We start from the raw sequence: 18,978 nt of genomic DNA, 5'->3' as shown, positions 1-18,978 counted from the left end.
GGTGAGTGTCATGGCTGACTCCGTGCCGCTCAAACGCCTGGTCACGCGCCTGCTGATTCTGGTGCTGGCCATGTTCGCCTTCGGCTTTGCCCTGGTGCCGATCTACGACGTGATGTGCAAGGCATTCGGCATCAACGGCAAGACCGCCGGGCAGTACGAAGGCGAGCAGGTTGTCGACCCTTCGCGGCAGGTGCGAGTGCAATTCCTGTCGACCAACGCTATCGACATGGTCTGGGAGTTTCATTCCAAGGCCGACGAAGTGGTGGTCAACCCAGGGGCCGTCACCGAGATGCTTTTTGTGGCCTACAACCCCACCGACAAGGCCATGACAGCCCAGGCCGTACCGAGCATTTCCCCGGCCGAAGCAGCGATGTACTTCCACAAGACCGAATGTTTTTGCTTCACCCAGCAAGTGTTGCAACCCGGCCAGCGTATCGAGATGCCTGTGCGCTTCATCGTCGACCGGGCGATGCCCAAGGATGTGAAGCATTTGACCCTGGCGTACACGCTGTTTGATATCACTGCGCGCCAACCGCCGGTGGCCGTCCACACCGGCGGCTAGCTACTGTTTGGCCCCTCAATCAGGAGAGCGAATACATGTCGTCTCATGATACGTACTACGTACCAGTGCAAAGCAAATGGCCAATAATTGCCACGTTTGGCATGTTGATCACGGTGTACGGCCTGGGCGTGTGGTTCAACGACCTCAAGGCGGCGCGCCCGGAATCCCACGGGCCGTGGATCTTTTTCGTCGGTGGCCTGCTGCTGGCCTACATGCTGTTCGGCTGGTTCGGCGCGGTGATCAAGGAAAGCCGTGCCGGTTTGTACAGCCCGCAGATGGACCGCTCGTTTCGCTGGGGCATGACCTGGTTCATCTTTTCCGAGGTGATGTTCTTTATCGCATTCTTTGGTGCACTTTTTTATGTCCGGCACATGTCCGGCCCGTGGCTGGGGGGTGAAGGTCATAAAGGCATCGCCCACATGCTGTGGCCGGACTTCCAGTTCACCTGGCCGCTGCTCAACAACCCCGATCCCAAACTGTATCCGCCACCGGAAGGCACCATCAGTCCGTGGGGCCTGCCGCTGATCAACACGATTCTGCTGGTCAGTTCCAGCGTGACCATCACCATCGCCCACCATGCATTGCGCAAAGGCCATCGCAGCGCGCTGAAAATCTGGCTGGCGCTGACGGTGTTGCTGGGTTGGGCGTTCCTGGGCTTTCAGGCCGAGGAATACATCCACGCCTACAAGGAGTTGGGCCTCACCTTGGGTTCGGGTGTGTACGGCGCGACGTTCTTCTTGCTCACCGGGTTCCACGGTGCCCACGTGACCATCGGCACCATCATTTTGTTTGTGATGCTGATGCGCATCCTGCGCGGGCATTTCAATGCCGAGCACCAGTTCGGGTTCGAGGCCGCCAGTTGGTATTGGCACTTTGTGGATGTGGTGTGGATCGGGCTGTTTTTCTTCGTGTATGTGTTGTGAAGGGGGTTACCAGGGGGCGTGAGACACCAACTGACCGCTGAAGAACCCCCAGGCGATCAGTGCCAGGGTGATCACGGCCAGTACCACGCGCACGGTCAGGGCGTTGACGAGGCGGTTGGAGTTGCCCTCGTCCTTGACCAGGAAGAACAAGCCACTGAACAGGCTCACGACGGTCGCGATCAGCATCAGGGCAATGGCGGCTTTGAGCATGGTCTGGCTCCGGGGCTTTTTATCGGGAGGGCGAGGCAATGAAAACAAGTATAGCCAGCGCCACAAAACGCTTTCGCCCAGGGCTTGCACCGACGCTGGTGGTGTTGGTGCTGCTGCCGCTGATGGTCGGCCTCGGGTTCTGGCAGCTGTCCCGTGGCCATGAAAAACAGCTGCTGGTGGACAGCTATGCGCAGCGGCGCGTGGCTGAGCCGGTCAATAGCACGCAACTTGACGAGATGGCTGATCCGGCGTTCCGCCGCGTCCGGCTGCGTGGGCAGTTCGACGCCGAACACAGTGTGCTGCTCGACAATCGCATGCGCGATGGCAAGGCGGGCGTCGAGCTGCTGCAACCTTTCCACGACCAGGCCAGTGGCCTGTGGCTGTTGCTCAACCGCGGCTGGTTACCTTGGCCAGACCGGCGCACCCCGCCCGCTTTCACAACGCCTGAGCAGCCGTTGAATCTCGATGCCTGGGTCTACGTGGCCCCCGGCGAAACCTTCCAGTTGCACGCCGACCCGGTCACCGCGCAATGGCCGCGTTTGCTTACTGCCCTGCATCCCGCTGCCCTGTGGGCTGAGCTGGGCCGCAGCGGTTTTGCCTACGAGCTGCGTGCCGAGCCCGGCCCCGGTACGTACGACACCGACTGGGCCGTTGTCGCCATGGGCCCGGAAAAACACCTGGGGTATGCCGTGCAGTGGTTCGCCATGTCGCTGGCGCTGTTGGCGCTTTACCTCTACCTCGGATGGCACACCACAAAAAAGGAGAAGCCCCATGGGAGCGGCCATGAATCCACTCAACGTGTCTGAGGTGCCCGACCGGCGCAAAGGCCGTTGGCAGTTGATCCTGATCCTGATGATGGTGATCGGCCCGATGGCGCTGGCCACCTTCATGTACAAATTGCAGTTCTGGGTGCCGGACAGCCGCAGTTATCACGGCGAGATGATTGGCAATGGCCAGACCCGCGCCGATATTGGCGTGCAGGCCGACGAAGATCGCTGGCAACTGCTGGTGACTGCCCCTACTGCCTGCGCCGCCGATTGCCAGCAACTGGTGTACCTCGCGCGCCAGCTGCAAATCAGTCTGGGCCGTGATGCGTCCCGCGCCAGCCATGCCTTGGCCAGCGCCCAGCCGGTGAGCACCGAATATGAGGCCAAGCTCAAGGCTGAATACCCGCAGCTACAGCGCTATCCGCTCGACCTGACGACCTTCACCAAGAACGCCGCCGCGCCGTGTGATGCGCAGCTGTGGATCATCGACCCTCATGGCAACTTGGTGTTGCGCTATGACGCGAAGGTAAAAGGCAAGGACCTGCTCAACGACCTGCGGTTGCTGTTGAAACTGTCGAACATCGGATAAGGGCATCGTCATGGCCAAACCTGGATTTCGCCTCGCGTTGTTTGCCACCTTGCTGGCGCTGATTGTCGTGCTGTTGGGTGCCTATACCCGTCTGACCCATGCGGGCCTGGGTTGCCCGGACTGGCCGGGTTGCTACGGTTTTATCAGCGTGCCGCAGAGCGAAGCCCAGCTGGCGCATGCCGAGCTGCATTTTCCTGACACGCCGGTGGAGGCCGACAAAGGCTGGGCCGAGATGACGCATCGTTACTTTGCCGGCACGTTGGGGCTGCTGATCGTGCTGTTAGCCGCGCGTTCGTGGAGCCATCGGCGTGATCCGGGCCAGCCGGTGAAGTTGCCGCTGTTCGTGTTGGCGGTGGTGTTCGCGCAGGCTGCCTTCGGCATGTGGACGGTGACGTTGAAGCTGTGGCCGCAAGTGGTCACGGGCCATTTGTTGGGCGGTTTTGCCACCTTGAGCCTGTTGTTTCTGCTGACGTTGCGCTTGTCCGGCGTATTGCCTGCGTTGATTGTGCCCAAGCGCCTGCAGTATTGGGCGACGGCTGGCTTGGTGCTGGTGATCGGGCAGATTGCGCTGGGGGGCTGGGTCAGTTCGAACTATGCGGCGGTGGCGTGTATCGACCTGCCGACCTGCCATGGCGAGTGGTGGCCGGCGGCGGACTTTGCCAATGGCTTTCATCTCACCCAGCACATCGGCCCCAACTACCTGGGCGGGCAGTTGGACAGCGAGGCGCGGACGGCAATTCACCTGACCCATCGCGTTGGCGCCGTCATCGTCTCGCTGGTATTGCTGGGCCTGGCCTGGCAGCTCAAGGTGGTGGGCATGACGCGTCTGGCAGGCTTGTTGCTGATCGCCCTGGCTGCACAAATTTGCCTGGGCCTGAGCAACGTGTATTTCCACCTGCCACTGCCGGTGGCGGTGGCGCACAACGCAGGCGGCGCGGCGTTGCTACTGACGTTGGTGCTGGTCAATTACCACGCCCGCACCAGTCTGGTCCGGGTGCGCAACCAACTGCCGTTTGGCTGGCGCTTTATCCCGCGCAAACACGTATCGGGCCTGATTACCCTTAAAGGAGAGATGCCATGGCGGCCTTGATCGGCGCGCGTCATCGCCAGGCGCTGTGGCGCGACTATCTGGAGCTGACCAAGCCGAAAGTGGTGGTGCTGATGCTCATCACCTCTCTGGTCGGCATGTTCCTCGCGACCCGCGCCGGGGTACCGTGGACGGTGCTGGTGTTCGGCAATCTGGGGATTGCCCTGTGTGCCGGTGGCGCGGCGGCGGTCAATCATGTGGTGGATCGGCGCATCGATGCGGTGATGGCGCGTACGCACAAGCGGCCACTGGCCGAGGGGCGTGTGTCGCCGCTGGCGGCGCTGGCGTTTGCGTTGTTTCTGGCGGTTGCGGGGTTGGCCCTGCTGCTGGCGTTCACCAACCCCCTGGCGGCGTGGCTCACGTTGGCTTCGTTGCTCGGGTATGCGGTGATCTACACCGGCTTTCTCAAGCGAGCGACGCCGCAGAATATCGTCATCGGCGGCCTGGCCGGTGCGGCACCGCCGTTGTTGGGCTGGGTCGCGGTCACCGGCCATGTCAGCGCCGAACCCCTGTTGCTGGTGCTGATCATTTTCGCCTGGACCCCGCCGCACTTCTGGGCGCTGGCCATCCATCGCAAGGAGGAATACGCCAAGGCCGATATTCCCATGCTGCCGGTCACCCACGGCGAGCACTACACCAAGGTGCATATCCTGCTGTACACCTTCGCCCTGCTGGCGGTGAGCCTGATGCCGTATGTCATCCACATGAGCGGCCTGCTCTACCTGGCGTGTGCACTGGTATTGGGCGCGCGCTTTCTGCAATGGGCCTGGGTGTTGTACCGTGGCGCTCAGCCGCACGCGGCGATCAACACCTTCAAGTACTCTATCTGGTACCTGCTGTTGCTGTTTATCGCCCTGCTCGTAGACCACTACCTATTGTTGAACCTATGACCCGAACTCAAAAAACCGTCTTTATCCTGGTGGCCATCGTCGCGTTGATCATGGGCCTGACCGTCAACAAAGTACTCAGTGGCAAAGGCCAGGGTGACCCCACTGCGTTGATCGACGCTGGCATCATCCTGCTGCCGCAAAGTCGCCAACTGCCGCCGGTGACCATGACAAACCAGGACGGCCAGCCCGTGGTGGTCAACGAGTTGAAGGGCAAGTGGAGCCTGCTGTTCTTTGGCTACACCTTCTGCCCGGACATTTGCCCTACCACCCTCGCCCAACTGCGCCAGATCAAGAGCGAGCTGCCCAAGGACGTTGTGGATAAGTTGCAGGTGATCCTGGTGAGCGTCGATCCGCATCGCGATACGCCAACCCAGCTCAAGCAGTACCTGGGTTACTTCGACCCACAATTTGAAGGCCTGACGGGCGCGAATGTGGACGATGTGCAGAAGGTCTCGAATGCGGTGAGCATTCCGTTTATCCCGGCCGATACCAGCAAGCCGAACTACACCGTGGACCACAGCGGCAACCTGGCGGTGATCGGGCCGGATGGGACGCAGCGTGGGTTCATCCGGGCGCCGTTGAATAACCAGAAGTTGGTGGCGCAGTTGCCTGGGTTGCTGCAGCGCAAGTAGCTAGCAACACAAAACAAATGTGGGAGCGGGCTTGCTCGCGAATGCGGTGTCTCAGTCACGGATCTATCGACTGACACTGTGCGTTCGCGAGCAAGCCCGCTCCCACATTTTTTGATCTCCGGTGTTTGGGAGATCGAGTTACATCAGAACGCCGGCAGAATCGCGCCTTTGTACTTCTCAAGAATGAACGCTTTCACTTCCGGGGTGTGCAGCGCTGCTACCAGCTTCTTCACGGCGTCCGAGTCTTTGTTGTCTTCGCGGGTTACCAGGATGTTCACGTAAGGCGAGTCGTTGCCTTCGATCACCAGTGCGTCCTTGGAAGGGTCCAGCTTGGCTTCCAGGGCGTAGTTGGTGTTGATCAGCGCCAGGTCGACCTGGGTCAGTACGCGCGGCAGGGTGGCGGCTTCCAGCTCGCGGAACTTCAGGCCTTTAGGGTTGGCGGTGATGTCCTTGATGGTCGACAGGATGTTGGTCGGGTCCTTCAGGGTGACCAGGTTGTGCTTGGCCAGCAGCAACAGCGCGCGGCCGCCGTTGGTGGCGTCGTTCGGGATAACTACGTTGGCACCGCTTGGCAGGTCTTCCAGCTTCTTGAACTTGCTGGAGTAGGCGCCCAGGGGCTCCAGGTGCACGGCACCGACGCTCACCAGGTGAGTGCCCTTGGCTTTGTTGAACTCATCCAGGTACGGCTGGTGTTGGAAGAAGTTGGCGTCCAGGCGCTTTTCAGCCACCTGTACGTTGGGCTGCACGTAGTCGGTGAAGACTTTGACCTGCAGGTCCACGCCTTCTTTGGCCAGGGCAGGTTTCACGAACTCCAGGATTTCCGCGTGCGGTACCGGCGAAGCGGCGACCGTGAGGGTCTCGGCGTGGGCGGAAAACGCAGCAACGGCGGCAAAAGCAACCAGTAGTTTTTTCATCCAACAAGCTCCTTGTTCGGGCATGTGCCGGCTTTTGGCCGGCAATGGCCGTTATTTTCGAGAAAAATGCACCACCAGCTTGTCGCCGACGGATTGCAGAATTTGCACCAGCACCAGCAGCATCACGACCGTGACTACCATCACATCGGTCTGGAAGCGCTGGTAGCCGAAACGAATCGCCAGGTCACCCAGGCCTCCAGCGCCGACGACACCGGCCATCGCTGTGTAGGACACCAGTGTAATCGCCGTCACCGTAATCGCCGCGAAAATGCCGGGGCGGGCTTCGGGCAACAGGGCGTTGGTGATGATCTGGCGCGTGCTGGCACCCATCGATTGCGTGGCTTCAATGATGCCGCGATCCACTTCACGCAGGGCGGTTTCCACCAGGCGCGCAAAGAATGGCGTAGCGCCTACGACCAGCGGCGGAATCGCACCCGCCACACCCAGCGAAGTGCCGGTGATGAGGACGGTAAACGGAATCATCACGATCAACAGGATGATGAACGGCAGCGAGCGCAGGATGTTCACGATCAGCGACAGCAGCGCGTACAGGCCTTTCTGTTCGAACAGCTGACGTGGGCTGGTCAGGAACAGCAGCACGCCCAAAGGCAAGCCCAACACCACGGTAAAGAACAGCGAGCCGAACAGCATGGTCATGGTGTCGCCGGTGGCGAGCCAGATTTCCGACCAGTCGATATTGGCGAAGAAACTCAACAGGGCTTCCATTAGCGCAGGACCTCCATGTGGACGTCAGCGGCGGTGAAGCGGGCAAACGCCGCCTCCATGTCGCCACCGGTGACGGCGAGGGTCAGTTGCCCGTAGGGGATGTCTTTGATGCGGTCGATACGACCGGCGAGGATGCTGTAGTCCACACCCGTTTCACGGGCGACGGTACCCAGCAGCGGCGCGTAGGTCGCTTCGCCCTGGAACGTCAGGCGCACGATGCGACCCGGCACGTGGGCAAAATCATCGCGTTGCTCGTTTTCGTCGACCTGCTCGGACTCTTGCACGAAGCGCTTGGTGGTCGGGTGCTTGGGGTGCAGGAATACGTCGGCCACCGAGCCTTGCTCGACGATCACACCGGCATCCATTACCGCTACCTGATCACAGACACGGCGGATCACGTCCATCTCATGGGTGATCAGCACGATGGTCAGCTTCAACTCGCGGTTGATCTCGGCCAGCAGTTGCAGCACCGAGGCGGTGGTTTGCGGGTCGAGGGCGCTGGTGGCTTCGTCGCACAGCAAAATCTTGGGCTTGGTCGCCAGGGCGCGGGCGATACCGACGCGCTGCTTCTGGCCGCCAGACAACTGCGCCGGGTACTTCTTGGCGTGGTCGGACAAGCCAACACGGGCGAGCAGTTCAGCCACGCGCAGGTCGATGTCCTTGCGCGACAGTTCGCCAGCCAGGGTCAATGGCAGCGCCACGTTGTCGGCGACGGTCTTGGACGCCAGCAGGTTGAAGTGCTGGAAGATCATCCCGACCTGCTGGCGGAAACGGCGCAGGCCGTTGGCGTCCAGCGCGGTGACTTCCTCGCCATCAACCGTGATCTGGCCGCCACTCGGTTCTTCGAGGCGGTTGATCAGGCGCAGCAGGGTGCTTTTGCCCGCGCCCGAATGACCGATAAGGCCGAACACCTGGCCGTTTTCGACGGTCAGGCTGGTGGGGTGCAGCGCGGGGATATCCTTACCGGCGACGCGGTAAGTTTTATGGACGTTATGAAACTCGATCACGTAGCGAACCTTGTGGGGCGCATGGAAAAGGGATCAGCGGTTAGCCGGGCGCGCATTTTAGCCTGTCCGTATAGCGTTATTTAGCATTTATTTCTCATCTCACCAGCGATTTGGCAATAACGCGATCAAAGGTCATAAAAAAGGAACGGCCCAAACCCCCATCAGTCACTACTTAGGCAACTCGATTTCCCAGGTGCCGTGCCTGGGTCTGAATAAGGAGTTTTGACTGATGAGCACGAAAAAGCCAAAGAGCGAACTTGCCGGAACCAACACCCTGGACCGTGAGAACACCAACGCCAAGTTGCAGGCCCTGGAAGAGTTCCGATCGGACGCCACCGGCCAAGCCTTGCGCACTAACCAAGGCGTTAAGATTTCCGACAACCAGAACAGCTTGAAGGTCGGCGCACGCGGGCCCTCGCTGCTGGAAGATTTCATCATGCGTGAAAAGATCACGCACTTTGACCATGAGCGGATCCCCGAGCGCATCGTGCATGCGCGTGGCACGGGCGCCCATGGCTATTTCCAGAGCTATGAAAACCATTCGGCACTGACCAAGGCCGGCTTCCTGCGTGACCCTGGGCATAAGACGCCGGTATTTGTGCGTTTTTCCACCGTGCAGGGCCCCCGCGGCTCCGGCGACACCGTGCGCGATGTGCGTGGTTTTGCGGTGAAGTTCTTCACCGACGAAGGCAACTTCGACTTGGTGGGCAACAACATGCCGGTGTTTTTTATTCAGGACGCAATCAAGTTTCCTGACTTTGTGCATGCGGTAAAGCCTGAGCCGCACAACGAGATTCCTACGGGCGGGTCGGCTCACGATACGTTCTGGGATTTTGTCTCGCTGCAGCCGGAGTCGGCGCATATGGTCATCTGGGCCATGTCTGACCGTGCGATTCCGAAAAGCCTGCGCAGCATGCAGGGCTTTGGCGTACATACCTTTCGCTTTATCAATGCCGAAGGCGTCTCCAATTTCGTCAAGTTCCACTGGCGTCCGACGGCGGGTACCTGTTCCTTGGTGTGGGACGAAGCGCAAAAGCTTGCGGGTAAAGACACCGACTACCACCGTCGCGATTTGTGGGAATCCATCGAAACCGGTGATTACCCTGAATGGGAGCTGGGCGTGCAGGTGATTCCTGAGGATAAGGAGCACGCATTCGAGTTTGACATTCTGGACCCGACCAAGCTGATTCCAGAGGAGTTGGTTCCGATTACCCCGCTCGGCAAAATGGTGCTGAACCGCAACCCGGACAACTTCTTCGCCGAGGTCGAGCAGGTGGCGTTCTGCCCTGGGCATATAGTGCCGGGCATCGACTTCTCCAATGACCCGCTGTTGCAGGGGCGTCTGTTTTCCTACACCGACACTCAAATCAGTCGTCTCGGTGGCCCTAACTTCCACGAGTTGCCGATCAATCGGCCGGTAGTACCGTTTCATAATGGTCAGCGCGATGCCATGCACCGCACTGTGATCGATAAGGGCCGCGCCGCGTACGAGCCCAATTCGATTGATGGCGGCTGGCCGAAAGAAACGCCGCCGGCAGCGCAAGACGGTGGGTTCGAGTCGTACTACGAGCGCATCGATGCCCATAAGGTGCGTGAGCGCAGTGAATCGTTCGGTGACCACTTCTCCCAGGCTCGCCTGTTTTTCCGCAGCATGAGCAAGCATGAGCAAGAGCACATCATTGCGGCCTACAGCTTTGAGCTGGGCAAGGTGGAGCGCGAGTTTATTCGTGCACGGCAGGTGAACGAGATTCTGGCCAATATTGACCTGGAACTGGCCAAGCGCGTGGCTGAAAACCTCGGTTTGCCGGTGCCGAAAAAAGGCACGGTGGCGGAGTACAAGACCTCGTTGGCACGCTCGCCTGCGTTGAGCCAGGCAAACTTGCTGCCGGCGGATATCAAAACGCGCAAGGTGGCGATCCTGGCAGCGAATGGCGTGGACGGTGCGGGAATCGCCGCATTGAAGAAGGCACTGGAAGCTGAGGGTGCGCATGCCAAATTGCTTGGGCCGACGTCGGCGCCGGTAACAACGGCGGATGGCAAGAGCTTGCCGGTGGATGCATCGATGGAAGGATTGCCGTCCATTGCGTTTGATGCGGTATTCATCCCGGGGGGCAAGGAGTCGGTGAAAGCGCTGAGCGGCGACGGGGTCGCGTTGCATTACGTCCTTGAAGCGTACAAGCACCTTAAGGCGATTGCCGTCGCCAGTGAGGCGAAGTCGTTGCTGGACTTGCTCAAGCTTGAGGCGGATGCGGGACTGATCGTGGGATCGGATGCGAAAGCATTCAAGGCGTTCTTTGCCGCGATTGGGCAGCATCGGGTTTGGGATCGTGAGCCTAAGGCCAAGGCGATTCCGGCTTAACTCTTTGGTTGTTGGTCAGATCGCCATCGCAGGCAAGCCAGCTCCCACACTTGAATGGTGAATACATCCAAGTGTGGGAGCTGGCTTGCCTGCGATGCTTTAATCGGCTTTACGCGGAATCAGCACAATTTGCGCCGGGATATTCTTCAAGATCTGCCGGTGAATCTTCAGGTCATACGCCGAATCAATGCGCTTCACTCGCTTGGTCAGCAAGGTCGCCAGCCATGGGTAATCCTCTGTGCGCGGCGCCTGGATGCTCACATCGCACTGGTAATTCACCACGTCGGTGGCAATCGCATCCAACTGATGGCGCAGTTCCTCGATATGGGTGAGGTTCAGTGCCACAGTGGTGCTTTCAGCCGCAGGGTCGATGACCTTGGCAACCGGTTTCGATTCCGCCGCTTTCAAGGCGGCCTCGGCTTTATCCAGCTCGGCTTTGCGTGCGTGGCTGATGGCGCTGTTGACGCCGCCGGTGAGTGCTGGGGCCTTGGGCATCAGTGCGCGGGCACGGCTCAGGGCGGTGGCTGCGGCGTTGACATCACCTTTTTGCAGCACGATCTGGCTGCGCTGCAGGTAGGCTTCGGCCAGTTGGCGCTGGTAAGGCTCCAGCGTCGGGTCGTTGGGCGACTGGGCCTGCAAGGCGGCAAGCTCGTCCTCGGCGGTGGCCAATTCGCTGCTGGCCAGGTTTTGTTCCAGCTGCGCGATGGCCGCAGCGCGGGCGTCCGGAGCCTCGGTGGCAGCGGGCGTTGTGCTTTGACAGGCGCCCAGCAGCAGGGAAAATGCGGCAAGGAGCAGATAACGGGAGGTGAACGGCTTCATTCCTGCGACTCTCTATTTGCGCAAAAAGCGAGCAAGTCTACACCCCTCGACGGGGCAGGACAAAACTCAGCAGAAACAGGGCGGCGGCCACGACCACAATCGATGGCCCGGCCGGCGTGTCCTTGAACCAGGACAGCGCCAGGCCCCCGCATACTGCGAGCATCCCCAACAGGCTGGCGCCGATGGCCATCTGCTCCGGTGAGCGAGCATGGCGCTGGGCGGCGGCTGCGGGAATGATCAACAGCGACGTGATCAACAATACGCCGACAATCTTCATCGCGACAGCAATCACCACTGCGATCAACAGCATCAGCGCCATGCGCAGGGTCGGCACGGGCAACCCTTCCACGGTGGCCAGCTCTTCATGCACGGTAATCGCCAGCAGTGGGCGCCACAGTGCGATCAGTAACACGAGCACAGCGGCGCTACCGCCGAGGATCCAGGCAAGGTCCGTGGTGCTGATCGCCAGCAGGTCGCCGAACAGATAGGCCATCAGGTCGATGCGCACTTCATGCATGAAGCTCAGCACCACCAGGCCCAGGGATAGGGTGCTGGGCGCGAGGATGCCGAGCAAGGTGTCCGACGCTAGCGGCTGGCGCTGTTGCAGGGTCACCAACAGCACCGCCAGCAGCAGGCAGCCCACGGTCACCGCGATGGTCGGGCTCACATCCAGCAGGAAGCCCATGGCCACGCCCAAAAGCGCGGCATGCGACAGCGTGTCGCCAAAATAGGCCATGCGCCGCCAGACCACGAACGAGCCCAGTGGGCCCGCCACCAGCGCCAGAGCCAAGCCTGCCAGCAGGGCGTAGAGCAGAAAATCAGCCATGCTTGCAGCTATCTCCATGAACATGTGTATGAGGTGCGGCGGGATCATCGACCACGGCGCCATGCAGGTCGTGGGCGTGGTCGTGATGGTGATGGTAGATCGCCAGGCTCTGGGCGTTTTTGCCGAACAGCTCGACGAACGCGGGGTCGCCGCTGACTTGTTCCGGGTGGCCGGAGCAGCACACGTGGCGGTTGAGGCACACCACCTGGTCGGTGGTGCTCATCACCAGGTGCAGGTCGTGGGAGACCATCAGCACGCCGCAGCCGTGGCGGTCGCGCAGGCGGGTGATCAGGCTGTACAGCTCGGCTTGGCCAGCAACGTCGACGCCTTGCACGGGTTCATCCAGCACCAGCAGTTCCGGTTCGCGCAACAGGGCGCGGGCCAGTAATACGCGCTGCATTTCGCCGCCCGAGATGCTTTGCACCGGGCTGTCGATCACCTGTTCGGCGCCGACTTCCTTGAGTGCAGCCTGGGCGCGGGCGCGGTCCACGCCGGGCACTAGGCGCAGGAAGCGCAGCACGGACAAGGGCAGCGTCGGATCGACGTGCAGTTTCTGCGGCATGTAGCCGACGCGCAGCTTGGGCTTACGCCAAACGCTGCCGCTGTCTGGCTTGAGCAGGCCGAGTACGGCGCGCACGAGGGTAGTCTTGCCGGCGCCGTTTGGGCCGATCAGGGTAACGATCTGCCCAGGCTCCACGCTCAGGGCGATGTTATCCAGCACGGCTTGCCCGGCGAACGTGACCCCAACCTGTTCCAGCCGGATTAACGCGTTGCTCATCAAGCCCCCTGGCAACCGGAGCACAGGCCGACCACTTCGACCGTTTGCCCTTCGACCTTGAAGCCGACATCGGCGGAGCTCTTGACGATGGCGTCGCTGATGCTTTTTTGTTCAAGCTCGATGGCGGCGTGGCACTCGCGGCAGATCAGGAACTGACCCTGGTGCGCGTGTTCCGGGTGGCTGCAGCCGACGAAGGCGTTGAGCGAGGCGATGCGGTGCACCAGGCCGTTTTCCAGCAGGAAGTCCAGCGCGCGGTACACGGTTGGCGGCGCGGCGCGACGGCCGTCTTGCTCGCTGAGCACGCCGAGGATGTCGTAGGCGCCCAGCGGCTTGTGGCTCTGCCACACCAGTTCCAGCACGCGGCGACGCAACGCGGTCAGGCGCAGGCCTTTCTGTGCGCACAGGGTGTCGGCCTCCGACAGCGCGGTATGCACGCAGTGAGAGTGGTCATGGGGACGGCTGGCAAGCGGTGTTTTAGGCATGAGCGGCGACAGATATTTGATAGAGACGTTATTATGTTACCCGTTCCTACGCCATCGAGTGGTCATCGTGTCCCGACTTTTTCCTGTTTTTGTCGTATTCATCACCAGTTTGTTCATCGCAGGCGCCGCTCAGGCCGAGGTCAAGGTACTCACCAGTATCAAGCCCCTGCAGTTGATTGCCGCTGCTGTGCAGGACGGCGTGGCCATTCCGGAGGTGCTGCTGCCGCCTGGCGCATCGCCACATAACTACGCGCTGCGCCCGTCCGACGTACGGCGCGTACAGTCGGCAGACCTGCTGTATTGGATCGGCCCGGACATGGAGAGCTTCCTGCCCCGCGTGCTCAAGGGGCGTAGCTTGCCGACCGTGGCGGTTCAGGACCTTGCGGGGATGAAACTGCGGCGTTTCGCCGAAGATAGTCACTCCCATGCCGACGATGCCGACGAACATGACCACGATCACCGCCCCGGCAGCCTGGATGCGCACTTGTGGCTCTCGACGGTCAATGCCCGGGTGATTGCCGCGCGCATGGCCTCCGACCTCAGCGCTGCCGACCCGGCCAATGCCGCGCGTTACCAGAGCAACGTGAAGGCCTTCGATGAGCGTCTGGACGCATTGGATGCGCGTTTGAAAGCGCGCCTGGCATCGATTGGCGACAAGCCTTACTTCGTGTTCCATGAAGCCTTCGATTACTTCGAAGATGCCTACGGCCTCAAGCACACCGGCGTGTTCAGTGTTGCCGCCGAAGTGCAGCCTGGCGCCCAGCATGTGGCTGCGATGCGTACGCGTTTGCAGGAAGTGGGCAAGACGTGCGTGTTCAGTGAGCCGCCGTTGCGTCCGCGCCTGGCGGAAACGCTGGTGGCCGGCCTGCCGGTGAAGCTGGCGGAGTTGGATGCGTTGGGCGGGTACACACCGGCCACGGCTCAGGGGTATGAGCAGGTGTTGGAGAAGCTCGGGAATGATCTGGCCGGGTGTCTTGAGTCGCTTTAACGGCTAACACCGATCGTATGTGGGAGCTGGCTTGCCTGCGATAGCGTCAGGTCAGCCAGCATCTCTGTTGCAGACCCACTCCTATCGCAGGCAAGCCAGCTCCCACATTGACCGGGTTCGGCTTTAGAGTGCGAACGGCAGTTGGACCGTGACCTGCTGGCGTTGCGCCAAGCGGTGTTCAAACTCCGCAGGGTCATGGATCAACACATCCTGTCCTGCAAACGACTCAGCCGCGATCAGGCGTGACAGCCAGAACCGCACACAGGCCACGCGCAGCATGGTCGGCCACAACTCAGCCTCCTTGGCGGTAAATGGTCGGAGACCCGCATAGGCGCCCAGCAATGCGCGGGCACGCTGGCCATCGGTCACGCCATCGGCGTCCGAGCACCAGTCGTTCAGGGCAATCGCCACGTCGTACAGCATCGGGCCAGAGCAGGCGTTGTAGAAGTCGATCAGGCCTGTCAGGTGCGTGCCTTCGAACATCGCATTGTCGCGAAACAGGTCGGCATGGATGTTGGCACGCGGCAGGGCGAGGATCTGCGCCTTGTGGGCTTCAATTTCGTCCAGTGCGTCTTGCAGCAGGCGTTGCGGTGCTGGTGCCAGGTGTGAAATCAGCTGCGCGCCTTCACTAAGCATCCAGTCCAATCCGCGATCGGTCTTGCGCTCGAGTACTTTTTCGCCTTGTGTCGCCAGGTGCAGATGGCCTAGCAGGTCGCCAACCTGTGCGCAGTGTTGCGCATTGGCGTCCTTGATGTGTTTGCCGGCCAGGCGCGGTTGCAGTAGCGCCGGTTTGCCTTTCAGCTCGCGCAGGGCTACACCGTCGGTGGTGCGCAGGGCGTAGGGCACGGGCAGGTCGGCGTCGTGGAGCACGTCGAGCAGTTCGATGAAGAACGGCATCTCGGCGACGGGGCCACGTTCAACCAGGGTCAGGACAAACTCGCCCTGTTCCAGGCTGATGAAGAAGTTGGTGTTTTCGCTACCGGCGGCAATTCCCTGGAAATCAAGCAGGCGGCCGAGCCCGTAAGGGGCGAGAAAGGTTTCCAGCTCGGGCCGAGCCAGGGGGGTGAACACAGACATGGTTAAAACTGCCAGTACGGGCGCCGCGGTGCGCGGCGCCAATTGAAGTTAAGAAGTCATTTCCATTCGAAGATCTTCCATGACGGGATCAGCATATCCGGCTGGTCAGAGCGGATGAAGTTCGCATCGGTTCCGTCCGCGCGTACCAGGAAGTACGGCGGAAAGCCTTTCTGCGTCACCTTGATCGCGTACAGGAAGCCATTCTGGCGGTATTCCTGAATGGTCTTGTCGCCTTCCGTGCGAATAGTAACTTCCGGGTCGCCCGAGGGCGCAGTATCTGCCGCCAAGGCCACGATCGGAGTGAGTGCAATCAAGCCGGTCAACAACAGGCGATTTACTGTACGCATGATAACCTTGTCCCTTTGTCGTCATTGGTCCGGCTATTCTAGCGCCTGACCCGCCGAAAAGGTTGATCCTGCTCATGAGCCAAGCCCCCCTCGTCCTGGTGGACGGTTCTTCTTATCTGTACCGCGCCTTCCACGCGCTGCCCCCGCTGACCACCTCCAAAGGCCTGCCTACCGGTGCGGTCAAGGGCGTGTTGAACATGCTCAAAAGCCTGCGCAAGCAGTACCCGGACAGTCCGTTCGCGGTAGTGTTCGACGCCAAGGGTGGGACCTTTCGCGACGATATGTACGCCGAGTACAAGGCCAACCGCCCCAGCATGCCCGATGACATGCGCGTGCAAATCGAGCCGCTGCATCAAAGCGTGATCGCCCTGGGTTTCCCGTTGCTGTGCGTCGAAGGCGTCGAGGCCGATGACGTGATCGGCACCCTGGCCCGCAGCAGTGCAGCTGCCAACCGCCCGGTGGTGATCTCCACCGGTGACAAGGACATGGCGCAGCTGGTGGACGGGCACATTACCTTGGTCAACACCATGACCGGTAGCGCGATGGACATCGAAGGCGTAAAGGAGAAATTTGGCGTCGCTCCGGAGCAGATCATCGACTATCTGGCGTTGATGGGCGATTCGTCCGACAACATTCCGGGCGTTCCGGGCATTGGCCCCAAGACTGCGTCCGGCTTGCTTGTCGGCGTGAATGGCGGCATCAAAGAGCTTTATGAGCAGTTGGACATTGTGCCGACGTTGCCGATTCGCGGCGCCAAGACGCTTCCGGCCAAGCTCGAAGAACATCGGGAGATGGCGTTTCTTTCCTACCAGTTGGCGACGATCAAGTGCGATGTGCCGCTGGATGTCGGCTTGGATGACTTGCATCTGATCGAGCCGGATCGCGAAAAACTGCTGGAACTGTACTCGCTGCTGGAGTTCAAGAGCTGGATCGATGAGGTTCAGCGCGATGCCAAGCGTGTCGAGCTCAAGGCCGCGCCTGCCGAAGAAGTTGCCGAGGCGGTTCCCGCGGCTCCGGTCGAGACGGCTTACACCACCATTCTCGACCAGGCCACGTTCGATCTTTGGTTGAAGAAACTCAATGACGCGAAATTGTTCGCTTTTGACACCGAAACCACCGGTATCGACGCGCAACAAGCGCAATTGGTCGGTGTTTCCTTTGCCGTGCAGCCCCACGAAGCGGCCTACATCCCGCTGACCCATTCCTACATCGGTGCGCCGGAGCAGTTGGACCGCGACACGGTGTTACTGGCCCTGAAACCGCTGCTGGAAGACCCGGCCAAGCTCAAGGTCGGCCAGCACGCCAAGTTCGACATGAATATCCTGGCCAACTGCGCGATCGGCGGCGACCCGGCGCAGGGCATTACTGTGCGCGGCATCGCATTCGACACCATGCTCGAATCCTACGTGCTGAACTCCACCGCAACCCGACATGACATGGACAGCCTGGCCAAGAAGTACCTGGACCACGACACCGTCAGCTTCCAGGACATCGCTGGCAAGGGGGCCAAGCAACTGACCTTCGACCAGATCGCCCTTGAACAAGCCGGCCCGTATGCGGCTGAGGATGCGGACGTGACCTTGCGTCTGCACCAGGAGCTGTTCGCGCAACTGACCGCCATCCCGAGCCTGGCCAGTGTGTTGACCGACATCGAGATACCGTTGGTGCCGGTGCTGGCGCGCATTGAACGCCAGGGTGCGCTGGTGGACGCGGCGTTACTCGGCGTTCAGAGCATCGAGTTGGGAGACAAGATGGTCGAGCTGGAGCGCCAGGCGTTCGAGATCGCCGGTGAGGAGTTCAACCTGGGGTCGCCCAAGCAGCTCGGCGCGATACTTTACGAAAAGCTCGGTTTGCCAGTGCTGAAAAAAACCGGCAAGGGCCAGGCGTCTACCGCTGAGGAAGTGCTGGCCAAGCTGGCAGAGGACGACTATCCGCTGCCCAAGGTGCTGATGCAGTACCGCAGCATGAGCAAGTTGAAAAGCACTTACACCGATCGGCTGCCGGAGCAGATCAACCCACGGACCGGGCGTATCCATACGTCTTATCACCAGGCGGTGGCGGCGACTGGGCGCTTGTCGTCCAGTGATCCGAACCTGCAGAACATCCCGGTGCGTACCGCTGAAGGGCGGCGGATTCGCCAGGCGTTTGTCGCGCCCAAGGGCTACAAGCTGTTGGCAGCGGACTATTCGCAGATTGAGCTGCGGATCATGGCGCACTTGTCCAAGGACGAGGGGTTGATGAATGCCTTCCGCAACGACCTCGACGTGCATACGGCGACGGCGGCCGAAGTGTTCAAGGTTGAACTGGCTGAGGTTACTTCCAATCAGCGTCGCAGCGCCAAAGCGATCAACTTTGGCCTGATCTATGGCATGGGCGCCCAGAAGCTGGGTAAGGACATCGGCGTCGACACCAAGACGGCCAAGGCTTATATCGATGTTTACTTCGCTCGCTACCCCGGTGTGCGCGAGTACATGGAGCGCACGCGCGCCCAGGCTGCTGATCAGGGTTATGTCGAAACCTTCTTCGGGCGTCGGCTGTATTTGCCGGATATCAACTCCAACAAACCTCAGGAACGCGCTGCGGCAGAACGCACGGCGATCAACGCGCCGATGCAGGGTACGGCGGCGGATATCATCAAGAAGGCGATGGTGTTGGTGGATAACTGGCTGGCCGAGTCTGGCCTGGACGCCAAGGTGATCCTGCAGGTGCACGACGAACTGGTGCTTGAGGTGCGTGAGGATCTGGTGGCAGAGGTCAGCGAGAAGATTCGCGAGCACATGAGTGCGGCGGCCAAACTGGATGTGCCTTTGGTGGTGGACGTAGGCGTTGGTGACAACTGGGACGAAGCGCACTAATTGCGTGGGCTCTGCCGTCGCCTTGGGTGGTGGCAGAGTGCTTTAGATCAGATATCGCCGTCAGTTATTTCCAATAGTTTTTTGAACCTGCCGGAACTTAACCCGTGAAGTGCCACTCAGAGTTACTGAATGGGTGGTGA

Annotated in this window: 20 protein-coding genes; 10 read left to right on the top strand and 10 right to left on the bottom strand. The window is 60.7% G+C overall.

What is annotated here, in order from left to right:
* Nucleotides 1–10 precede the first annotated feature (10 nt).
* Complete coding sequence (locus tag CFE47_RS21470; protein WP_185709665.1) at nt 11–562, top strand: cytochrome c oxidase assembly protein; 552 nt, start codon at nt 11–13, stop codon at nt 560–562.
* Nucleotides 563–597: 35 nt separating this feature from the next.
* On the top strand, nt 598–1,485 hold the full coding sequence (locus tag CFE47_RS21465; protein ID WP_286840297.1) for a cytochrome c oxidase subunit 3: 888 nt from the start codon (nt 598–600) through the stop codon (nt 1,483–1,485).
* Nucleotides 1,486–1,491: 6 nt separating this feature from the next.
* On the opposite strand, the gene CFE47_RS21460 is transcribed toward CFE47_RS21465, so the two are convergent.
* Nucleotides 1,492–1,695, bottom strand: a complete 204-nt coding sequence (locus CFE47_RS21460) for a twin transmembrane helix small protein (protein WP_135309325.1) — start codon at nt 1,693–1,695, stop codon at nt 1,492–1,494.
* A gap of 38 nt (nt 1,696–1,733) precedes the next feature.
* Between CFE47_RS21460 and CFE47_RS21455 the strand changes: the two genes are divergently transcribed.
* The 5 genes from CFE47_RS21455 to CFE47_RS21435 are packed head-to-tail and all read left to right on the top strand — an operon-like array spanning nt 1,734 to nt 5,660.
* Nucleotides 1,734–2,501 (top strand): SURF1 family protein, encoded by a 768-nt coding sequence (locus CFE47_RS21455; RefSeq protein WP_286840293.1) that lies wholly within the window; start codon nt 1,734–1,736, stop codon nt 2,499–2,501.
* Complete coding sequence (locus CFE47_RS21450; protein WP_286840291.1) at nt 2,467–3,051, top strand: PA_0111/PP_0108 family redox-active disulfide protein; 585 nt, start codon at nt 2,467–2,469, stop codon at nt 3,049–3,051. Before CFE47_RS21455 ends, CFE47_RS21450 begins: the two co-directional genes overlap by 35 nt.
* 10 nt (nt 3,052–3,061) lie before the next feature.
* Complete coding sequence (locus CFE47_RS21445; protein WP_286840289.1) at nt 3,062–4,141, top strand: COX15/CtaA family protein; 1,080 nt, start codon at nt 3,062–3,064, stop codon at nt 4,139–4,141.
* A complete protein-coding gene (cyoE, locus tag CFE47_RS21440) occupies nt 4,129–5,028 on the top strand; it encodes a heme o synthase (RefSeq protein ID WP_185709670.1) in 900 nt (299 codons plus the stop codon). The genes CFE47_RS21445 and cyoE overlap by 13 nt, the downstream gene beginning before the upstream one ends.
* Nucleotides 5,025–5,660: an SCO family protein gene (locus CFE47_RS21435; protein WP_185709671.1), complete on the top strand. Its 636-nt coding sequence runs from the start codon at nt 5,025–5,027 to the stop codon at nt 5,658–5,660. The genes cyoE and CFE47_RS21435 overlap by 4 nt, the downstream gene beginning before the upstream one ends.
* 143 nt (nt 5,661–5,803) lie before the next feature.
* On the opposite strand, the gene CFE47_RS21430 is transcribed toward CFE47_RS21435, so the two are convergent.
* From CFE47_RS21430 to CFE47_RS21420, 3 genes are read right to left on the bottom strand one after another with little or no spacing between them, the layout of a single operon-like run.
* The gene (locus tag CFE47_RS21430; RefSeq protein WP_286840285.1) at nt 5,804–6,574 is read right to left on the bottom strand and encodes a MetQ/NlpA family ABC transporter substrate-binding protein; all 771 of its coding nucleotides are present in this window, start codon (nt 6,572–6,574) and stop codon (nt 5,804–5,806) included.
* Between the two features lie 51 nt (nt 6,575–6,625).
* The gene (locus tag CFE47_RS21425) at nt 6,626–7,300 is read right to left on the bottom strand and encodes a methionine ABC transporter permease (protein ID WP_286840283.1); all 675 of its coding nucleotides are present in this window, start codon (nt 7,298–7,300) and stop codon (nt 6,626–6,628) included.
* Entirely contained in the window at nt 7,300–8,307 is a 1,008-nt protein-coding gene (locus tag CFE47_RS21420; protein ID WP_185709673.1) for a methionine ABC transporter ATP-binding protein, read from the bottom strand. The genes CFE47_RS21425 and CFE47_RS21420 overlap by 1 nt, the downstream gene beginning before the upstream one ends.
* 229 nt (nt 8,308–8,536) lie before the next feature.
* Here CFE47_RS21420 and katE point away from each other — a divergent pair, with 229 nt between their 5' ends.
* Entirely contained in the window at nt 8,537–10,666 is a 2,130-nt protein-coding gene (gene katE, locus CFE47_RS21415) for a catalase HPII (protein ID WP_286840280.1), read from the top strand.
* A gap of 99 nt (nt 10,667–10,765) precedes the next feature.
* Here katE and CFE47_RS21410 read toward each other — a convergent pair whose 3' ends face one another.
* The 4 genes from CFE47_RS21410 to zur are packed head-to-tail and all read right to left on the bottom strand — an operon-like array spanning nt 10,766 to nt 13,571.
* Nucleotides 10,766–11,485: a PA5502 family lipoprotein gene (locus CFE47_RS21410; RefSeq protein WP_286840277.1), complete on the bottom strand. Its 720-nt coding sequence runs from the start codon at nt 11,483–11,485 to the stop codon at nt 10,766–10,768.
* A 37-nt stretch (nt 11,486–11,522) separates the two neighbouring features.
* A complete protein-coding gene (znuB, locus tag CFE47_RS21405) occupies nt 11,523–12,311 on the bottom strand; it encodes a zinc ABC transporter permease subunit ZnuB (protein WP_286840274.1) in 789 nt (262 codons plus the stop codon).
* Entirely contained in the window at nt 12,304–13,089 is a 786-nt protein-coding gene (gene znuC, locus CFE47_RS21400) for a zinc ABC transporter ATP-binding protein ZnuC (protein WP_286840273.1), read from the bottom strand. Before znuC ends, znuB begins: the two co-directional genes overlap by 8 nt.
* A complete protein-coding gene (gene zur / locus CFE47_RS21395) occupies nt 13,089–13,571 on the bottom strand; it encodes a zinc uptake transcriptional repressor Zur (protein WP_056861009.1) in 483 nt (160 codons plus the stop codon). Before zur ends, znuC begins: the two co-directional genes overlap by 1 nt.
* A 67-nt stretch (nt 13,572–13,638) precedes the next feature.
* Here zur and CFE47_RS21390 point away from each other — a divergent pair, with 67 nt between their 5' ends.
* Entirely contained in the window at nt 13,639–14,559 is a 921-nt protein-coding gene (locus CFE47_RS21390; protein ID WP_286840270.1) for a zinc ABC transporter substrate-binding protein, read from the top strand.
* A gap of 123 nt (nt 14,560–14,682) precedes the next feature.
* Here CFE47_RS21390 and CFE47_RS21385 read toward each other — a convergent pair whose 3' ends face one another.
* The gene (locus tag CFE47_RS21385; protein ID WP_286840267.1) at nt 14,683–15,636 is read right to left on the bottom strand and encodes a homoserine kinase; all 954 of its coding nucleotides are present in this window, start codon (nt 15,634–15,636) and stop codon (nt 14,683–14,685) included.
* A 56-nt stretch (nt 15,637–15,692) separates the two neighbouring features.
* Nucleotides 15,693–15,983 (bottom strand): DUF2782 domain-containing protein, encoded by a 291-nt coding sequence (locus tag CFE47_RS21380; protein WP_185709680.1) that lies wholly within the window; start codon nt 15,981–15,983, stop codon nt 15,693–15,695.
* Nucleotides 15,984–16,057: 74 nt separating this feature from the next.
* Between CFE47_RS21380 and polA the strand changes: the two genes are divergently transcribed.
* Nucleotides 16,058–18,838 (top strand): DNA polymerase I, encoded by a 2,781-nt coding sequence (gene polA / locus CFE47_RS21375; RefSeq protein ID WP_286840263.1) that lies wholly within the window; start codon nt 16,058–16,060, stop codon nt 18,836–18,838.
* The last annotated feature ends 140 nt before the right edge of the window (nt 18,839–18,978 follow it).

Source organism: Pseudomonas sp. PGPPP1 (assembly GCF_002255865.1).
Lineage (GTDB): Bacteria > Pseudomonadota > Gammaproteobacteria > Pseudomonadales > Pseudomonadaceae > Aquipseudomonas > Aquipseudomonas cremoris.
This window is presented reverse-complemented; position numbering and strand designations above follow the sequence as displayed.

What these genes read in the sequence shown, in the direction of transcription:
- katE (WP_286840280.1), top strand. Translation starts at nt 8,537, where the DNA reads ATGAGCACGAAAAAGCCAAAGAGCGAACTTGCCGGAACCAACACCCTG.
- cyoE (WP_185709670.1), top strand. Translation starts at nt 4,129, where the DNA reads ATGGCGGCCTTGATCGGCGCGCGTCATCGCCAGGCGCTGTGGCGCGAC.
- znuB (WP_286840274.1), bottom strand. Translation starts at nt 12,311, where the DNA reads ATGGCTGATTTTCTGCTCTACGCCCTGCTGGCAGGCTTGGCTCTGGCG.
- CFE47_RS21470 (WP_185709665.1), top strand. Translation starts at nt 11, where the DNA reads ATGGCTGACTCCGTGCCGCTCAAACGCCTGGTCACGCGCCTGCTGATT.
- CFE47_RS21430 (WP_286840285.1), bottom strand. Translation starts at nt 6,574, where the DNA reads ATGAAAAAACTACTGGTTGCTTTTGCCGCCGTTGCTGCGTTTTCCGCC.
- CFE47_RS21445 (WP_286840289.1), top strand. Translation starts at nt 3,062, where the DNA reads ATGGCCAAACCTGGATTTCGCCTCGCGTTGTTTGCCACCTTGCTGGCG.
- CFE47_RS21425 (WP_286840283.1), bottom strand. Translation starts at nt 7,300, where the DNA reads ATGGAAGCCCTGTTGAGTTTCTTCGCCAATATCGACTGGTCGGAAATC.
- CFE47_RS21465 (WP_286840297.1), top strand. Translation starts at nt 598, where the DNA reads ATGTCGTCTCATGATACGTACTACGTACCAGTGCAAAGCAAATGGCCA.
- znuC (WP_286840273.1), bottom strand. Translation starts at nt 13,089, where the DNA reads ATGAGCAACGCGTTAATCCGGCTGGAACAGGTTGGGGTCACGTTCGCC.
- zur (WP_056861009.1), bottom strand. Translation starts at nt 13,571, where the DNA reads ATGCCTAAAACACCGCTTGCCAGCCGTCCCCATGACCACTCTCACTGC.
- CFE47_RS21410 (WP_286840277.1), bottom strand. Translation starts at nt 11,485, where the DNA reads ATGAAGCCGTTCACCTCCCGTTATCTGCTCCTTGCCGCATTTTCCCTG.
- CFE47_RS21380 (WP_185709680.1), bottom strand. Translation starts at nt 15,983, where the DNA reads ATGCGTACAGTAAATCGCCTGTTGTTGACCGGCTTGATTGCACTCACT.
- polA (WP_286840263.1), top strand. Translation starts at nt 16,058, where the DNA reads ATGAGCCAAGCCCCCCTCGTCCTGGTGGACGGTTCTTCTTATCTGTAC.
- CFE47_RS21385 (WP_286840267.1), bottom strand. Translation starts at nt 15,636, where the DNA reads ATGTCTGTGTTCACCCCCCTGGCTCGGCCCGAGCTGGAAACCTTTCTC.
- CFE47_RS21450 (WP_286840291.1), top strand. Translation starts at nt 2,467, where the DNA reads ATGGGAGCGGCCATGAATCCACTCAACGTGTCTGAGGTGCCCGACCGG.
- CFE47_RS21455 (WP_286840293.1), top strand. Translation starts at nt 1,734, where the DNA reads ATGAAAACAAGTATAGCCAGCGCCACAAAACGCTTTCGCCCAGGGCTT.
- CFE47_RS21460 (WP_135309325.1), bottom strand. Translation starts at nt 1,695, where the DNA reads ATGCTCAAAGCCGCCATTGCCCTGATGCTGATCGCGACCGTCGTGAGC.
- CFE47_RS21435 (WP_185709671.1), top strand. Translation starts at nt 5,025, where the DNA reads ATGACCCGAACTCAAAAAACCGTCTTTATCCTGGTGGCCATCGTCGCG.